This window comes from Arthrobacter sp. 131MFCol6.1 (genome assembly GCF_000374925.1).
Classification (GTDB): domain Bacteria; phylum Actinomycetota; class Actinomycetes; order Actinomycetales; family Micrococcaceae; genus Arthrobacter.
Window position 1 is genome coordinate 72877 of sequence record NZ_KB895543.1, and the last position, 15590, is coordinate 88466.

Here is a 15590-nt window from a genome sequence, read left to right on the forward strand (position 1 = left end):
CCGGCGCTTCGACCGCAACGGCCGCGGCTAGTCGGGTCCGGTCAGACGATGTCCTGGGTCTTCGCGAAGCGGGTGATCGCGCGCTGGGTGCCGCGGTTGGCGAGCACCTGGATGATGGCGCTGACCGATGCGGAGATCAGGGCGAAGGTCAGGGCCGAGCGCAGGGTGGTGGGGACGTCGTCCTCCTGGCCCTTGGGCGGCTTGTTGCCCGTGGACTTCTCCCACATGGTGTCCACCAGCTTGGTGCCGGCAAAGCCGGCGAGGAGGCTGACGCCGGTGCCGAGCAGCTTGATGAGGATGTTCATTCTTCGGTCTCCTTGGACGGGAACGGTTTTCCCCTAGCCTAGCGTTCCGGGGTGAGGACCATCCGCAGGGCCTCGACCACCAGTTCGTGATCCGTCTTCTGGGGCAGGCCGGAGACGGTGACGACGGCAACGGCACCCGTGCCGCGCACGTAGATGGGGAACGCCCCGCCGTGGGCGGCGAACTCCGACTGGTCCCACCAGGCGTTGTCCTCGATCCTTCCGCCTGCCGCGCGGGCCCGGAGGCCCACCAGCAGGGACGGGACCTCGTACCGCATGGCGGTGCGCTTCTTGGCGTTGATCCAGCGTTCGTTGTCCGGTGTGGCGCCGTCCAGCGCGGCGTGGAAGAGCACCTGCTCGCCTTTGGTGATGTCGACGGCGATGGGCAGCGAGCGTTGCCTGCCCAGCTCGACAAGGAGGAGCCCGAGGTCCAGGGCGTCATCCTTGCTGAACGATGCAAACTGGAGCGCCTCCATCTCGGCCAGCACGCGGCCGATGAGCGCCGCCAGGGAACCCTGCGGCTGCGGCTCGCTCGAATCGGGATCGTATTCCCCGGAGGGACCTTGTGTGGCCGGTGAGTGCGACAAAATATTCCAGCTTTCCGGTGGGTGACGAGGCCGCCCGCTGGCGGGTCCGGGTGTCCGACACGACGACTCTACCAAGAGGGTTTTCCCGGCCGCCGGGACCGCCGCAGTCCGGTCCACGATTGTGACGGCACACCACTGAAAACCCGGCCGTCCGGGTGTAAACTGAGCCAGCCCACAAGGGCGAAAATAATTACGACAGGGGAGCGCCGCCGTCGGGCATCGCCGGAAAAATCCGGGGAAACCTATGGTGGGCGCTGAGAGTGCGGACAGCCGCAGACCCTCGAACCTGATCCGGTTAGTACCGGCGCAAGGGAGTCGAGTTCTCAGGGTGCGCGGACGGCGGCGGAAGCCGAGACCGGCCGGAGCACCCTCCCCTCCTGTTCCTCAGGAGGACGACATGACAGATATTTCAGCACAGCATGGTTCCGCCAGCCGTTCATCCGCCCGGCGCAACTTCAGTTGGCGCGTGGTGGACATTGTGGTGGCCGCGTTGATCGCCGTAGCCGGCGGCGTCATTTTCTGGGCCTGGTCCCAGGGCGCGAACCTGATCTCGACTCCGGTCAACGCGGTCTACCCGCCGCTGAGCGGACTCTACGCCGGCGGGTGGATGATCCCGGCGGTGCTGGGGATGCTCATCATCCGCAAGCCCGGCGCCGCGCTCTTCTGCGAAACCGTCGCGGCCACGGGCGAGCTCATCATGGGCTCGCAGTACGGCACCACGGTGCTGATTTCCGGCATCCTGCAGGGCCTCGGCGCCGAACTGGTCTTCGCGGCCTTCCTCTACAAGAAGTTCAACCTGCCCGTCTCCGTGCTGGCCGGCGCCGGCGCGGGCCTCTTCTGCGGCCTGAACGACTCCTTCCTGCCGTGGGGCTGGAACATCGCCTACGAAGCCGGCGACAAGCTCGCCTACATCGTCTTCACCACGATCTCCGGCGCAGTGATTGCCGGCGGACTGGCCTGGCTCGCCACCCGCGGCCTGGCGAAGACCGGGGTGCTGGGCTCCTTTGCCTCCCGCAAGGCCGCCACGGAGCCCGTCTTCTCCTGAGCCCCGTCGCTGAATCCTGCAGAGAACCATGAAATCTTCACCGGGCGTCCGGCCGGCCGCCGTCACGGCCCGCGGCTGGGGCTGGCGGCACGCCGGACGGACCCGGCCCGCGGTCAGCGGCCTTGACCTGGACATCCGGCCGGGGGAGCGCGTGCTCCTGCTGGGGCCTTCCGGCGCCGGCAAGTCGACGCTGCTCCACGCCCTGGCCGGCGTGCTGGGCGACGGCGCGGCCGGCGACTCCGGCGACTCCGGCGAAGCCGAGAACACAGACGAGACCGGCAGCCTGCTGATCGACGGCGCCGCGCCACGGGCGCAGCGCGGCCGCGCCGGGCTGGTGCAGCAGGACCCGGAAACACAGGTGGTGCTGTCCCGTCTCGGCGACGACGTCGCCTTCGGGGCGGAGAACCTGGCCGTCCCGGCAGCGGAGATCTGGCCGCGCGTGCGCGAGGCGCTCGACGACGTCGGGCTGGGCCGGCTGCCGCTGGACCATCCGACGTCGGCCCTCTCCGGCGGACAAAAGCAACGGCTGGCGCTCGCCGGGATCCTCGCGATGCGGCCAGGGCTGCTGCTGCTGGACGAGCCGACCGCCAACCTCGACCCCGCGGGCGTCCTGGAGGTCCGCGACGCCGTCGGCCGCTGCCTGGACAAGACGGGCGCCACGCTGGTGGTCGTGGAGCACCGGGTGGGGGTCTGGAAAGACCTTGTGGACAGGATCGTGGTGCTGCAGCCAGGGTCCGCCACGGACTCCGCGGTCCTCATCGATGGGCCCCCGGACCGGGTCCTGGCCGAGGCGCGGGACATGCTCATCGGTGCGGGTGTCTGGGTGCCGGGCCACGTCCCGGCGACGCGGATGCGGCTGCCGGCGCGGGGCGCGGGACACGTTCTGCTCGCGGCCGAAGGGCTCGCAGTGTCCCGCGAGCGGCCGCGGCGGGCCGGGCTGCGCGACGGGTTCCGCACCATCGCGCCGCGCCCGGTCCAGTCCGGGGTCTCGGTCCAGGTCCGCGCCGGCGAGGCCCTGACCATCACCGGAGCGAACGGCACGGGGAAGTCCACCCTGGCGCTGACGCTGGCCGGGCTCCTGCGGCCCGTTGCGGGAACGGTCGCGGCCGCGGCGGAGCTGAGCAGTCCCGCCGCTGGTCACTCCAGTGGTCGCTCCGCTGATCGGTTAAGCAGGGGCGCCGGGCCCGATCCCTACCGGTGGAAGGCCCAGCAGCTGATCGCCAGGATCGGAACCGTCTTCCAGGAACCCGAGCACCAGTTCGTCACCGGCAAGGTCCTCGACGAGCTCATGTTCGGCCCGCGCCACCTCGGTTACGGCGAAGACCGCGTGGACGAACTGCTGGAGCGGCTGCGGTTGACGGAGCTTGTGGACGCCAACCCCTACACGCTCTCCGGCGGCGAGAAGCGGCGCCTTTCGGTAGCAACCGTGCTGGCGGCGCACCCCCAGGTGCTGATCCTGGATGAGCCCACCTTCGGCCAGGATGCCAATACCTGGGCCGAACTCGCCTCGTTCCTGTCCGAGCTGCTCGACGCCGGCACCGCCGTCGTGTCCGTGACGCACGACGCCGAATTCAGCGCCGTCCTCGGTGGCACCGAACTGCGCCTCCGGCCACGGGAAGCCGCCGCCGCGGATGCTCCCGGCCCGGATCTTCAGCTGCCGGAGGGGGCCTCGCCATGGGGGACGCACTGAGCCTGCGCGGCAACCATGCGCTGCTGACCCGCGCCAACCCGCTCGCCAAGTTCACGGCGGTCACCCTGATCACCCTGGTCCTGGCGCTGTCCATTGACTGGGTTTCGGCGTCGGTGGCGCTCGCCTTCGAACTGCTGCTCCTGCCGCTGGCGGGCCTGACCGTGGCCTTGCTGTGGCAGCGCGGCTGGCCGCTGATCCTCGCGGCGGCGCTGGGCGGCTGGAGCACGGCCATCCTGGCGCCTGACTCCGGATCCGTCCTGCTCGATGCCGGGATCTGGTCCATCAGTGCCGGTTCCCTGCAGCTGGGGATCGGCTTCATGCTCCGCGGGCTCGCGATCGCATTGCCTGCGGTGCTGCTGATGAGCTGCACCGACCCCACGGACCTGGCCGACGCCCTGGCCCAGAACGCAAAACTGCCGCACCGGTTCGTCCTGGGAACCCTGGCCGCCATGCGGCTCGTCGGGATCATGGCCGAGCAATGGCAGACCATCGGCATGGCCCGGCGGGCCCGCGGCGTGGGCTCAAGCGGCAACCCCTACCAGCGGTTCCGCGCCATGCTGGGCCAGAGTTTCGGCCTGCTGGTGCAGGCGATCCGGAGCGCCTCGCGGCTCGCGGTGACCATGGAGGCCCGCGGGTTCGGCGGCGCCGAGCGGACCTGGGCCCGGCCGTCCACGTTCAGCGGACTCGACGCCTGGGTGCTGCTGGGCGGACTCGGCATCGCCGCTGCCGCCGTCGCCGCGGCCCTCGGCGCGGGCACCTGGAACCTCGTCTTCCTCACCCGCCAGTAACCAGCGCCGCCGCCGGAGGTCCGGGGAGTTGCGGCGCCGCGCCCGGTTATCGCATGGTGCGGGTATTCGTGTGAGATTGGCGCCATTCCGGCCGGAATTGCCGCGATTGATAAATCATGCGTGATATTTTCGGGGCATGACTCAACCGACTGCTGAACACGTAGGCATCCTGCTCCGCGAGGCGCGCGGGGCCAAGGGCTGGACCCAGGGACAACTCGCCGCCGAGCTCGGCACCAGCCAGAGCGCCATCGCCCGGATGGAACAGGGCAAGCAGAACCTGAGCCTGAAGATGATCCAGCGCCTGGAGGCGATCGTCGGGCACAGCATCGTCAAGGTGGGCCGGCCCCAGATGACCCACCTGCGCGTCGAGGGCGGCCGCACGCTCGCCGGCGCGGTGGACGTCAACAGCAGCAAGAATGCCGGCGTCGCGCTGTTGTGCGCCAGCCTCATCAACCGCGGCACCACCACCCTGCGCCGGCTGGCCCGGATCGAGGAAGTGAACCGGATTGTGGAGGTGCTGACCAGCATCGGCGTCGAATGCACCTGGCTCAACGCGAACGACCTCCAGATCCGCCGCCCCGCGGTCCTGGACCTGGCATCCATGGATGTGGAGGCGGCCCGCCGGACCCGCAGCGTCATCATGCTCCTGGGCCCGCTGCTGGACGAGGCCGACACCTACCGGCTGCCCTACGCCGGCGGCTGCGACCTCGGCACCCGCACCGTACAGCCGCACATGCAGGCGCTGCGCCAGTTCGGCCTCAGCGTGGAGGCGAAGTCCGGGTTCTATGCGGTGCAGGCGCCGCCGGCGGACGGTCACGACCGCTCCTTCGTGCTCAGCGAACGCGGCGACACCGTCACCGAGAACGCCATCATGGCCGCAGCCCACCGCCGTGGCACCACCATCATCCGCAATGCCAGCCCGAACTACATGGTGCAGGATCTGTGCTTCTACCTGCAGATGCTCGGCGTCGACATCGCCGGGGTTGGCACCACCACGCTGAAGATCACCGGACGCCCGTCGATTGACGCCGACGTCGAATACTTCCCGTCCGAGGACCCGATCGAGGCGATGAGCCTCATCACCGCCGGCATCGTGACGAACTCGGAAGTCACCATCCGCCGCGTCCCGATCGAGTTCATGGAAATCGAACTGGCCACGCTCGAACAGATGGGCCAGCGGCTCGAGGTTTCCGGGGAGTACTTTGCCCGGAACGGCCGCACCCGCCTGGTGGACGTCACCACCAAGCCTTCGGAGCTGCGGGCGCCGGAGGACAAGATCCACCCCATGCCCTTCCCCGGCCTGAACATCGACAACCTGCCCTTCTTCGCGGTGATCGCCGCCAACGCCCACGGCCAGACCATGATCCATGACTGGGTCTACGAGAACCGGGCCATTTACCTGACCGAACTCAACAAGCTCGGCGCCCAGGTCCAGCTGCTCGATCCGCACCGCATCTACGTCAACGGGCCCAGCAAATGGCGTGCGGCGGAGGTGGGCTGCCCGCCGGCGCTCCGCCCCGCCGCCTGCCTGCTGCTGGCCATGCTGGCGGCCCGAGGCGTCTCGGAGCTGAGGAACATTTACGTCATTGAGCGCGGCTATGAGGACCTGGCTGAGCGGCTGAACACCATCGGCGCGAAGATCGAGTACTTCCAGGACTGAATCCAAGCAACGCGGGGTCACTCCGCGCCCATCCGAAGGGATGACACGGGCGCGAAGTGACCCCGCGTTGGTGTGGGGCGTTTCGGCGGATCCTGACGCACAATAGATTCATGCGCACCTTCGGCGTGGAGGAAGAACTGCTGATAGTGGACCCCGAATCGGGGATGCTGCTTGCCCTCGCTGACCTCATGCTGCCGAGTCTGGTGCCGCCGCAGCAGGAAGCCGCCAGGGTTCTCCCGGCCCAGAAGCCGGTCCACGAAGGCGCCGATTTCAGCTACGAACTCAAGCTCGAACAGATTGAGACCCAGACGCATCCGTGCCTGGAGTACACGGAACTGCTCCGGCAGCTCAGGCGTGGCCGGGCCCTCGCGGACCAGGCCGCCCGGGCGCACGGCGGCCGCGTCGCGGCCCTGGCTACGTCGCCCCAGGGCTCCGCCACGCACCTGACGCCGAATCCCCGCTATATGACCATGCAGCAGCGCTTCGGGCTCACCGTCCGGAACCAGCTGACCTGCGGCCTCCACGTCCACACCTTTGTGGAGTCCCCGGAGGAGGGCGTGGCCGTGATGGACCGGATCCGCGACAAACTGGCCGTGCTGATAGCGCTCAGCGCGAATTCCCCCTATTGGAACGGGGCCGAGACCGGATTCGAGAGCTACCGCACGCAGGCCTGGAACCGCTGGCCGGGCTCGGGTCCCACGATGATCTTCGGCAGCCTCCCCGTCTACCGCCGCGTGGTCACCCGGCTGGTGGAAAGCGGCGTCCTGATGGATGAGGGAATGGTCTATTTCGACGCGCGGCTGTGCCGTCAGCATCCCACCGTGGAGATCCGGGTCGCGGATGTCTGCCTGCGGGCCGAGGACGCTGCCCTCATTGCCGTGCTGGTGCGCGCCCTCGTGGAGTCGGCGGCGCGGGAATGGAACGACGGCGTCGATCCCGCCCCGGTGCCCACGCTGCTGCTGCGGATGGCCGCCTGGCAGGCCAGCAATTGCGGGCTGCGCGGGGAGCTCCTGGACTTCGGAACCTTCACCCCTGCCCCGGCTGCGGACGTGGTCAGGGCGCTAGTGGACTTCGTGGCCCCGGTGCTTGAGGAGCAGGGCGAGCTGGAGCTGGCGCGCGAGGGCGTCGAGCGGATTCTGGCAGAGGGCACCGGTTCGCAGCTGCAGCGCGGCCCGTTCCGGGCCGGTGGCCTGCCCGCCGTCGTCGAGCGGGCCATCGAACTGACCACCGAGGGGCCCGTCACCGAAGGGCCGGCCGATAATCGTTCGCCCCTGGGCCGGTTGCGCCCGGCCTGACCGGGAGCCGGCATCAGTTGCGGGTGCGGGATGCCAAAAGGAAAAAGAGCCGAAGAGGCGCCGCATTCATTGCCGAACGCTGATATGGATTCACGGTTGTTTAATGATTGGCTCCCCGCCTTTTCCAAAAAAAATTGTTTCCGTTCGGCCCGGCACGCCCCCGTTCGGACCGCGAAAGCCTGATCCGGGTAGTCGACACAAGAAATATGAGTACTACCTGTAGCCGCCATTAATTCAGTTCACTGAGGTTCGGGTAGTGCCTACTCGGGCGCCCTGATAGGCCGCTCGCCTTTACTGGAGGAGCAGGTTCAAGGTTTTCCAAAGGTTTCCAGAAGGTCTCACCATGTCACGTAACACGCCGGGGGGCGGTTGTGCTGTGCCACATACGCGCTGGTCAACGTCCTGCAGTGCTCGTACAGCCGGCAGTGGCTGCACCTTTCGCCGGCGGGCACCCTGCCAGGGGGTGCCGCGAGCAGATTCAGAAAATGGCCCCGCTCACTTCCCAGAGCCCGGTTCGCTTATGCGAACGGGCCTGAAGATCAGACCGCTTAATCCGGCCCGGCACTGGGGTGCCGAATTTCAACCTAGGAATTGAATTCATATGGTCTCGATTTATGTCTTGCTCATCGTTTTCCTGATTACTTTTGTGGTCGCCGCCGCCCTTGGCCGGTCCTGGTTCCATCGCCGCTTGCGCCGTCCCGAACTGCTCCGCAGGATTTGCCTTGTTGCCGGCTCAACGCTGCTGGTGGCAAATCTGGCCAGCGTTTTCCTCGAGGCGCCCGAGTTGTGGCGGACTGCCGACCTCACGCTTACGCTGGGCGGGCTCGCGTCCCTGGGCGTTGCTTTGACGGCCCTGCGCACCGGGGGAGCCCCGGCCCGCCAGCCCCGCAGAGTGCTGGCCATCGGCGCCCACCCCGACGACCTTGAACTTGCTTGCGGCGGTACCCTGGCGAAGTTCGTAGACTCCGGACATGAGGTGCAGGGGCTCGTCATGAGCGATGGCACCCGTGGCGGGGATCCCCTGGAACGCTCCCTCGACGCGCAGCGCGGCGCGGCGTTCATGGGCCTCACCGGAATGACCCACTACAACTTCACAGACACGGACCTGTTCCGGCACAGCCAGGAAATGGTGGGTGTCATCGAAGCCGCGATTGCCCGGTACAACCCGGACATCATCCTCACGCATTCCAACCACGACCAGCACCAGGACCATCAGGCCGTCCACATGGCGACGCTGCGGGCCGCCCGCCAGCACCACTCAATCCTCTGCTATGAGAGCCCGTCGGCAACGCGGGACTTCAGCCCGAGCGTCTTCATTGACATCGACGACTACCTTGACGCCAAGGTCCAGGCCGTGAGGATGCACAGCGACCAGCGCGCCAAGCCGTACATGACGCCCGAGCGGGTACGCGGCATCGCCTCGTTCCGCGGCGGACAGGCGAGGCGCCGGGTCGCCGAAGCCTACGAACCCGTCCGTCTGCTGAGCACGGAAATGGAAAAACTGTGAGGCCCCGGGTGCTGGTCACCGGTGCCGGAGGCCCCGCGGGCCGCGCCATAGCGGCCCAGCTGAAGTCCCGTGGCGTTCCCGTCCTGGGCACGGACATCCGCGAGCTGCCCGCCGGGGCGGGCGTCACCGTCGTTCCGGTGCCGCCGGCCTCGGACCCCGATATGGTCTCGGCGCTGCGCCGGCTCGTCGTCCAGGAGGGCATCAACCTGGTCATTCCCACGGTGAGCGAGGAACTCCCGCAGCTGGCGGGATACCGTGCCGCCTTCGGGACCGACGTCCGGGTCATCATCGGCGATCCCGGTCCGGTGGCTCTCGCCAACGACAAGCTCTTCACGGCCTGGCAGCTGCAGACGGCCGGGGTCCCCGTGCCGAGGTTCGGCGTGCCCAGGGACTTCGCCAATGCCGGCGCCGCCATGGCCGCGCTCGGCGGCCCCATAGTTCTCAAGCCGCGGGTCTCCCGCGGCGGACGCGGCGTGATGGTCATCGACGGAAGCAAACAGGTGGACTGGCACCGCCTGCCGGAGGGCCAGATTGTCCAGGAGTTCATCCCGGGCACCGAATACGGCCCCATGGTTTTCGGCACCCCGGCGCACAACGGGGCCGCGCCGTTCGTCGTCGTCGTGGAGAAGACGGAACTGGCGCAGGGCATCGTGGGCAACGCCGTGACCACCCGCCGCGCCGAAGCCGGCGAGGCCATGGACGTCGGAAATCTGGCGATGGCCGCCGTCCGCTCACTGGGGCTCACGGGCCCGGTCGACGTCGACGTCCGCCGGCGTGCCGACGGGACCCCGGTGGTCCTTGAAGTGAACGCACGGTTCGGCGCGAACAGCGGGCGGGCCCCGGAACTGCTCGACGCCGTCCTGGCGTCGTTTGACCTTTCCTCCTTCAACCCGGCCTCGTTCCGGCACAGCACAGGAGCGTACGCCCATGTCCTGGTTTAGTTCCGCCTCCGCCTCTGCCGTCCCCGGGGCCGAGTACCTCCTGCTCCTGATCGGCCTGCCGATTCTGGTGTTCGGGCTCGTGAAGCTGCTCGTACTGCCGCTGTCCATCTGGTTTGAACTCCGGGCGGGGCGCCGCCGCCGCCGCGCAACGCCCACCCTGCTGGATGAGGGGCCCAGCGTGTCGATCATTGTCCCGGCTTTCAACGAGGCGACCGTCATCGAGAACTGCGTCCGCTCCATTCAGCTCACCCTGTACGACCGGTACGAGGTGGTGCTCGTGGATGACGGTTCCACTGACAACACGGCCGCGCTCATGCATGCTCTCGCCGGGTCGGATCCCCGGATCACGGTCCTGACCCAGGCCAATGCCGGCAAGGGGGCGGCCCTGAATCTGGGCATCCGCCAGGCCACGGGCGAGGTCCTCATGTTTGTCGACGCGGACGGGATCTTCTCCCAGAACACGGTCAAGCGGATGCTCCAGGGTTTCACCGACCAGCGCACCGGGGCCGTGTGCGGCGATGACCGGCCGGTAAACCTGGACCGGGTCCAGACCCGGATGCTGGCCTTCATCAGCCATGTCGGCACCGGGATGGTCAGGCGCGCCCTGACCATGATCGGCTGCCTCCCGATCGTCTCCGGCAACATTGGGGCGTTCCCCCGCCGGGTCCTGGAGGAGATCGGGCCGTTCCGCGAAGACACGGTAGGCGAGGACCTGGAACTCACCTGGCGGGTGCACAAGGCAGGGTACCGGGTGGTCTTCGCCCCGGAGGCGCTGGTCTATGCCGAGTCGCCGTCAACCGTCCGGGCGCTCTGGCGCCAGCGCGTCCGCTGGGCCCGCGGGCTGCTGCAGACCATGGGTGTGCACAAGCGCATGATCGGCAACCTGCGGCACGGCCAGTTCGGCGCGTACCTGCTGTTCAACACCATCACCATGGTGGTGCTCCCGGTGCTCCAGATTCTCGTGCTCGTGGATCTGGTCTTCCTCGTGGCGCTGGGCCGCAGCCCGTTCGGCGCGGACGTCTGGGCAATCCTTGGCTGGGTGGGGCTGTTCATCACCTTGCTGCTCACGGTGTTTGCCCTGGCCATGAACAGGGCGTGGAAGGACCTGCGGCACCTCTGGGCGCTCCCGCTCATCCCGCTCTATTCCGTGTTTACGAGCCTGACCATGGTGGCGGCGCTGGTGCAGGAACTCCGCGGCAAGGAGGCGCACTGGAATAAGCTGACGCGGACCGGTGTGGTCAGCGTCACCGCCCCGGCGGTGCGCCCGGAGGCCAGCGTTTGAGGCGCAGACCGGCTGCCTCCCCTGCTCTGGTGTTCCTGTCGGTGCTGGCGCTTGCTGCCTCTGGGTGCGGCGGGCCGCAGGGCCCCACGGCGCCCGCCGCGGAGCGCACAGTCGGTGTCGGCTACGAAACCGTGGTCGATGCCGCCTCGACGTTGCCGGAACTGGCCAGACGGCTCGATGAGGTCAACGCCAACAGCGTCACCATCAGCGTGGGGCGGCTGGACTGGACGGCGTTCCCTTGGGACGCCCACCCCGGGATTGAGGCCGTCCCGGGCCGCGACCACGTGGCCGAAGCGGTCAAGGTACTGGGGACCGGCGGCGATGGCAGGAAACGCAGGATCACACTGACCATCGACTTGCTGATCCCCGGCTGGATCAGCACCAACCCGGGCCTGGCCGGCATCAACTTCGACGGCACCCGCTCCACGGACTTCGCCAGCGTCACCGCACTCACAACGGGACCCGTCGGGGAGCGGCTCGTCGACTTCGTGGCCGAAGTGACCAGGCGGTACCAGCCGGACGCCGTGGCCTTGACGGAACTGATGTTCGACAACAACACCTACGGCGGCGACGACCGCGACTCGTACATGCTGGCCAGCGGCGGGACGGACTGGCCGCGGCTCGCGAACGGGGACATCGACGTCGGACATCCCAGTCTTGGGGCCTGGCGGTCGAAGGCGGTGGCAGCCGTCGTGGCCAGGGCGGCGGCGGCCGCGCACGCGAACGGTGCCACGCTCGACATGGACGTCCGGGCGCCGTGGCACGATCCTGCCGGCGACCGGCCGGAGAGCGGCCATGACTACGGGCTGCTCGCCGCGGCCGCGGACCGGCTGGTCTTATGGGACTATTTTGGGCTCAACGACGCCGCTCCGTCCTACTCCGCCGAGCTGGCCGCGGCCATGGCGAAGCGGTCCGGCAAGTTCGCGATCTCGGTCGGGATGTGGGCCAAGGAGGGGCGTATCTCCGCCGCGGACCTGGCGGCCGGGCTGGAGGCGGCCGTCTCCGGCGGGGCGGCCGCCGTCGCCGTCACACCATCCAGCATGCTCGACGACGACGCCTGGCGGTCGCTCAAGGCGGCGTGGGCCTGAGCGGCAACAGCCTTAAACTGCTTGAGCCCTAGACCTGCTTGAGTGCCTGGCCGAGGTCGCGGATGAGGTCCTCGACGTCCTCCAGGCCCACCGAAAGCCGGACCACACCGTCGCTGAGCCCGATCGCCGCGCGGCCTTCCGGACCCATCGCGCGGTGCGTGGTGGTGGCCGGGTGCGTGATGAGCGTCTTGGCGTCGCCGAGGTTGTTGGAGATGTCGATGATCCGCAGCGCGTCCAGGAGTGCGAACGCGGCCTGCTTCGCCGTGCGGCCGGGGGAGGGCTGCAGCTCCAGGGTGAGCACGGTCCCGCCGGCCTTCATCTGCTGCACCGCCAGCCGGTACTGCGGGTGGGACGGCAGCAGCGGGTACTTTACCCAGCCGACCGCAGGCTGTTCCTCGAGCCATTCGGCCAGCCGCAGCGCCGAGGCCGAGGAATGGTTGACGCGCAAGGCCATGGTCTCCAGGCCCTTGGTGAGCACCCAGGCATTGAACGCCGAAAGCGCCGGACCGGTGTGCCGCATGAGCTGTTTGACGGGCCCGTCGATGAATTCCCTGGTGCCCAGGATGGCCCCGCCCAGGACCCGGCCCTGGCCGTCGATGTGCTTGGTGCCGGAGTAGACCACCACGTCCGCGCCGAGGTCGCCGCAGCGCTGCAGCAGCGGGGTGGCGAAGACGTTGTCTACCACCACCGTGGCGCCGGCCGCATGCGCCAGTTTGCTCACGGCGGCGATGTCCACGATTTCCTGCATGGGGTTCGACGGCGACTCGAAGAACACCGCGGTGGTCGGCTCGGACAGCGCGGCTTGCCACTGCTCCAGGTCCGGGCCGTCCACGAAGACCGTCTCGACACCCCAGCGCGGCAGGATCTCGTTGAGGATCACGAAGCACGAGCCGAACAGCGAGCGGGCCGCGACCACCCGGTCGCCGGCCGCCAACAGCGCGCCCAGGGCGGTGAAAACGGCGGACATGCCGGACGCCGTCGCAAAACACGCCTCCGTTCCCTCGAGCAGCCGGAGCCGCTCCTGGAAGGTGGCGACGGAGGGGTTGCCGTAGCGGGAGTAGACGAAGCGCTCGTCCTCCCCGGTGAAGGCGCGCTCGGCGGCAGCCGCGGACTCGTAGACGAATCCTGAGTTGAGGAAGATCGGCTCGGTGGTTTCCTGGAAGCCGGTGCGGTCAAGGCCGCCGCGGACAGCCTGGGTGTCGGCCGCCCAGCCGGCGGCGTCGGGATTGAAAGTCACTTAAATCTTTCCGAGGTTGGTGGGCAGGCCGCGGTTCTTCCAGCCGTTGACGGTGCGTTCGCCGAAGCGGTCGGTCTCGCCTTCGAAGCCCTCAAGGACGTTGTAGGAGGTGAAGCCGGCTGCCGTCGCGGCCGTCGCGGCGGCGATCGACCGGGCACCGGAGCGGCAAAGGAACACCAGTTCGACGGCGGTGTCCTCCGGCGCCTGCTGCCTTAGCTGTTCCACGAAGTGCGGGTTCGGCGTGCCGCCGGCGAGGTTCCACTGGATGAAGAGCGGATCGTTGCGGCTTTCGCCCGCAGCCGCGGTGTCCGGGATACCGATGTGGGCCCATTCGCCCTCGGTTCGGACATCCACCAGGATGGCTCCGGCCTCCAGCTTGGCCCACGCCTCAGCCGGGCTGAGGTCTCCGGCGTAGCTCATGCGTGGCCCGCGAAGGCCCCGTCGGCGCCAAACTCGTCGGCGTCGAGCTCATCAACCGCATTGGCCACGGCGGCGTCCGCACTTGCAATCGCGGCCGGCAGGACCAGCGCCTGCGCCACGATCACGGTGCTTCCGTTGAAGCTGGCGGCGGGGCTTCCGTGCAGCACATAGCCCTCGGCCAGGGCGGCTGACACCCGCTCGCAAAAGGCGCGGTCATCCGCGCCGGTGAACAGGCGGTAGGCCAGCCTTTCCTCGCCGGCGGCCGCGCTGGGGGCTGCGGCGGGGACTGTACTGGTGGCTGGTGTGGGTGTTGACGTGTCGGGCACGACGGATCTCCTCTTTCACGCTTGCAGCTCGAATGGTCGATATGCCGAGTATTCACCTGAGGCACCCCGCCGCGAAAAGGGAGGGTTGCCGACCGGCCAGTCAGGGCTTGGCGCCGGTTCTCATTACTCCCCAAAAACGTAACACCTGCGACGCCGGCCCGCACCGCCGCCCTCGTCATGTTCCGTAACCGGACCGTGGCCCGGGCGAGTAGTGGCGGGCTGCAGTTTCGGGTACTGCCCACTCGTGTCTGCCGGGACGTTTCGCCGTCTACTGGAGGGATTAGGTCCGACGCGTCGGCTGGCGCTGCAGGTGATTCTGGCAGTTTGTGAATCGAGCAGTCCGTGAAACGACTCGTCTGTCCATCAACAGGCTGTCTGAGAATCGGTGGCTGGAACGGTCGGAGCCGCAGCCGCGGTCCGGCCGGTGACGGCGGAATGGAGCAATCGTGGGCCCGCGCATACTCGTTACCGGGATTACCAGCGCCGCCGGACGGGCCGTCGCGGCCCAGCTCGAAGCCCGGGGTCTCCCGTACCTCGGCTCCGATGCCCGCGCCGACACCCGCGCCGACACCCGCCAGGGCGGCGAGGCCCCCGCCGCCGCCGCGGTCAGGCTCCTGCCGGCGACGGACCCGGACATGATCCTGGACCTGCGCCGGCTGGTGGACCGCGAAGCCATCAACGTCATCATTCCGACCCTCACCGTGGAACTCCCGGTCCTGGCCGCGGCCCGCGCCGGATTCGCCCAGGACGTGCGGATCATCGTGGGTGATCCTGCCGCGGTGGCCCTCGCCAACGATCAGCTGTTCACCACCTGGGCGCTGCAGGCAGCCGGCATTCCGGTGCCCCGGTTCGCGGTTCCGGGCGACCTCGCCGCCGCGCCGGCATCCCTCGCCGGCCTCAGCGGTCCCGTGGTGGTCAAGCCGCGGGTCTTCAAAGGCTCCCATGGTGTCCACTTGCTGGCCGGGACCGCCTCCGTTAGCTGGAAGAACCTGCCGGCGGGGCAACTGGTCCAGGAATTCATCCCGGGCGCCGACTACGTGTGCCTGGTGTTCGGTACCCCGGCGCGCAACGCGATGGCCCCGGTGGCGGTGGTCCTCGAGAAGACCAGGACTCCGTATGGACGCGCCGGCAGCGACGAAGTCAGCCGGAGGGTGCCGGCGGATCAGGCCGGGGATGTGCGCAAGCTGGGTCTGGCCGCCGTCCGCACGCTCGGGCTGACCGGGCCGGTCCAGGTCCAGATCCGCCGCCGCACCGACGGAACGCCCGTGGTGCTGGGTGTCTGCGCGACCCTGGGGGAGAACAGCACGTGGGCCCCGGAAATGCTCGACGCCGTGCTGGCAACGTTCACGCTCCCGGCGTTCAACCCGGCCTCCTTCCGCCGGTGCCCGGCGGTGCCAGCGGACGCCCTGGGGTGATCCCGCG

Annotated in this window: 15 protein-coding genes and 2 riboswitches; of the genes, 10 read left to right on the top strand and 5 right to left on the bottom strand. The window is 68.7% G+C overall.

The window, feature by feature from the left end; translation table 11 throughout:
- Positions 1-41: 41 nt before the first annotated feature.
- Both C566_RS0109215 and C566_RS0109220 read right to left on the bottom strand, forming a co-directional pair.
- Positions 42-305, bottom strand: coding sequence for a DUF4235 domain-containing protein (locus tag C566_RS0109215; RefSeq protein ID WP_018774045.1), 264 nt, complete (start codon positions 303-305; stop codon positions 42-44).
- Positions 306-343: 38 nt separating this feature from the next.
- On the bottom strand, positions 344-889 hold the full coding sequence (locus C566_RS0109220) for a heme-degrading domain-containing protein (protein WP_018774046.1): 546 nt from the start codon (positions 887-889) through the stop codon (positions 344-346).
- 187 nt (positions 890-1076) lie between these two features.
- Positions 1077-1220: riboswitch (TPP riboswitch) on the top strand.
- 66 nt (positions 1221-1286) lie between these two features.
- Here C566_RS0109220 and C566_RS0109225 point away from each other — a divergent pair.
- The 9 genes from C566_RS0109225 to C566_RS21235 all read left to right on the top strand — a co-directional run bounded on the left by C566_RS0109225 (position 1287) and on the right by C566_RS21235 (position 12185).
- A complete protein-coding gene (locus C566_RS0109225; RefSeq protein WP_018774047.1) occupies positions 1287-1934 on the top strand; it encodes an ECF transporter S component in 648 nt (215 codons plus the stop codon).
- A 28-nt stretch (positions 1935-1962) separates the two neighbouring features.
- A complete protein-coding gene (locus C566_RS0109230) occupies positions 1963-3624 on the top strand; it encodes an ABC transporter ATP-binding protein (RefSeq protein ID WP_018774048.1) in 1662 nt (553 codons plus the stop codon).
- Positions 3609-4412 (top strand): energy-coupling factor transporter transmembrane component T family protein, encoded by an 804-nt coding sequence (locus C566_RS0109235; RefSeq protein WP_018774049.1) that lies wholly within the window; start codon positions 3609-3611, stop codon positions 4410-4412. Before C566_RS0109230 ends, C566_RS0109235 begins: the two co-directional genes overlap by 16 nt.
- A gap of 136 nt (positions 4413-4548) precedes the next feature.
- On the top strand, positions 4549-6072 hold the full coding sequence (locus C566_RS0109240; protein WP_018774050.1) for a UDP-N-acetylglucosamine 1-carboxyvinyltransferase: 1524 nt from the start codon (positions 4549-4551) through the stop codon (positions 6070-6072).
- A gap of 110 nt (positions 6073-6182) precedes the next feature.
- Positions 6183-7367, top strand: a complete 1185-nt coding sequence (locus C566_RS0109245; protein ID WP_018774051.1) for a glutamate--cysteine ligase 2 — start codon at positions 6183-6185, stop codon at positions 7365-7367.
- Between the two features lie 601 nt (positions 7368-7968).
- Positions 7969-8874, top strand: coding sequence for a PIG-L deacetylase family protein (locus tag C566_RS0109250; protein ID WP_018774052.1), 906 nt, complete (start codon positions 7969-7971; stop codon positions 8872-8874).
- Positions 8871-9815 carry an ATP-grasp domain-containing protein gene (locus C566_RS21230; protein WP_155846832.1) on the top strand — a complete coding sequence of 315 codons (945 nt, stop codon included), beginning with the start codon at positions 8871-8873 and terminating at the stop codon, positions 9813-9815. Before C566_RS0109250 ends, C566_RS21230 begins: the two co-directional genes overlap by 4 nt.
- Complete coding sequence (locus tag C566_RS0109260; RefSeq protein ID WP_018774054.1) at positions 9802-11097, top strand: glycosyltransferase; 1296 nt, start codon at positions 9802-9804, stop codon at positions 11095-11097. The genes C566_RS21230 and C566_RS0109260 overlap by 14 nt, the downstream gene beginning before the upstream one ends.
- Positions 11094-12185 carry a hypothetical protein gene (locus tag C566_RS21235; RefSeq protein WP_155846833.1) on the top strand — a complete coding sequence of 364 codons (1092 nt, stop codon included), beginning with the start codon at positions 11094-11096 and terminating at the stop codon, positions 12183-12185. Before C566_RS0109260 ends, C566_RS21235 begins: the two co-directional genes overlap by 4 nt.
- A gap of 28 nt (positions 12186-12213) precedes the next feature.
- On the opposite strand, the gene C566_RS0109270 is transcribed toward C566_RS21235, so the two are convergent.
- Genes C566_RS0109270 through C566_RS0109280 form a run of 3 tightly spaced genes read right to left on the bottom strand, consistent with a single transcriptional unit; the run spans position 12214 to position 14168 of the window.
- Positions 12214-13422, bottom strand: coding sequence for an O-succinylhomoserine sulfhydrylase (locus tag C566_RS0109270; RefSeq protein ID WP_018774056.1), 1209 nt, complete (start codon positions 13420-13422; stop codon positions 12214-12216).
- Positions 13423-13842, bottom strand: a complete 420-nt coding sequence (locus tag C566_RS0109275) for a rhodanese-like domain-containing protein (protein ID WP_018774057.1) — start codon at positions 13840-13842, stop codon at positions 13423-13425.
- The gene (locus tag C566_RS0109280; RefSeq protein ID WP_018774058.1) at positions 13839-14168 is read right to left on the bottom strand and encodes a DUF1737 domain-containing protein; all 330 of its coding nucleotides are present in this window, start codon (positions 14166-14168) and stop codon (positions 13839-13841) included. Before C566_RS0109280 ends, C566_RS0109275 begins: the two co-directional genes overlap by 4 nt.
- A 12-nt stretch (positions 14169-14180) precedes the next feature.
- A riboswitch (SAM riboswitch) is annotated at positions 14181-14296 on the bottom strand.
- A 318-nt stretch (positions 14297-14614) separates the two neighbouring features.
- Here C566_RS0109280 and C566_RS21240 point away from each other — a divergent pair.
- Entirely contained in the window at positions 14615-15583 is a 969-nt protein-coding gene (locus C566_RS21240) for a hypothetical protein (RefSeq protein ID WP_018774059.1), read from the top strand.
- The last annotated feature ends 7 nt before the right edge of the window (positions 15584-15590 follow it).

Excerpts from the sequence above, each read along its gene's own strand:
- C566_RS0109215 (WP_018774045.1), bottom strand. The coding sequence starts at position 305 with ATGAACATCCTCATCAAGCTGCTCGGCACCGGCGTCAGCCTCCTCGCC.
- C566_RS0109225 (WP_018774047.1), top strand. The coding sequence starts at position 1,287 with ATGACAGATATTTCAGCACAGCATGGTTCCGCCAGCCGTTCATCCGCC.
- C566_RS0109230 (WP_018774048.1), top strand. The coding sequence starts at position 1,963 with ATGAAATCTTCACCGGGCGTCCGGCCGGCCGCCGTCACGGCCCGCGGC.
- C566_RS0109235 (WP_018774049.1), top strand. The coding sequence starts at position 3,609 with ATGGGGGACGCACTGAGCCTGCGCGGCAACCATGCGCTGCTGACCCGC.
- C566_RS0109240 (WP_018774050.1), top strand. The coding sequence starts at position 4,549 with ATGACTCAACCGACTGCTGAACACGTAGGCATCCTGCTCCGCGAGGCG.
- C566_RS0109245 (WP_018774051.1), top strand. The coding sequence starts at position 6,183 with ATGCGCACCTTCGGCGTGGAGGAAGAACTGCTGATAGTGGACCCCGAA.
- C566_RS0109250 (WP_018774052.1), top strand. The coding sequence starts at position 7,969 with ATGGTCTCGATTTATGTCTTGCTCATCGTTTTCCTGATTACTTTTGTG.
- C566_RS0109260 (WP_018774054.1), top strand. The coding sequence starts at position 9,802 with ATGTCCTGGTTTAGTTCCGCCTCCGCCTCTGCCGTCCCCGGGGCCGAG.
- C566_RS0109275 (WP_018774057.1), bottom strand. The coding sequence starts at position 13,842 with ATGAGCTACGCCGGAGACCTCAGCCCGGCTGAGGCGTGGGCCAAGCTG.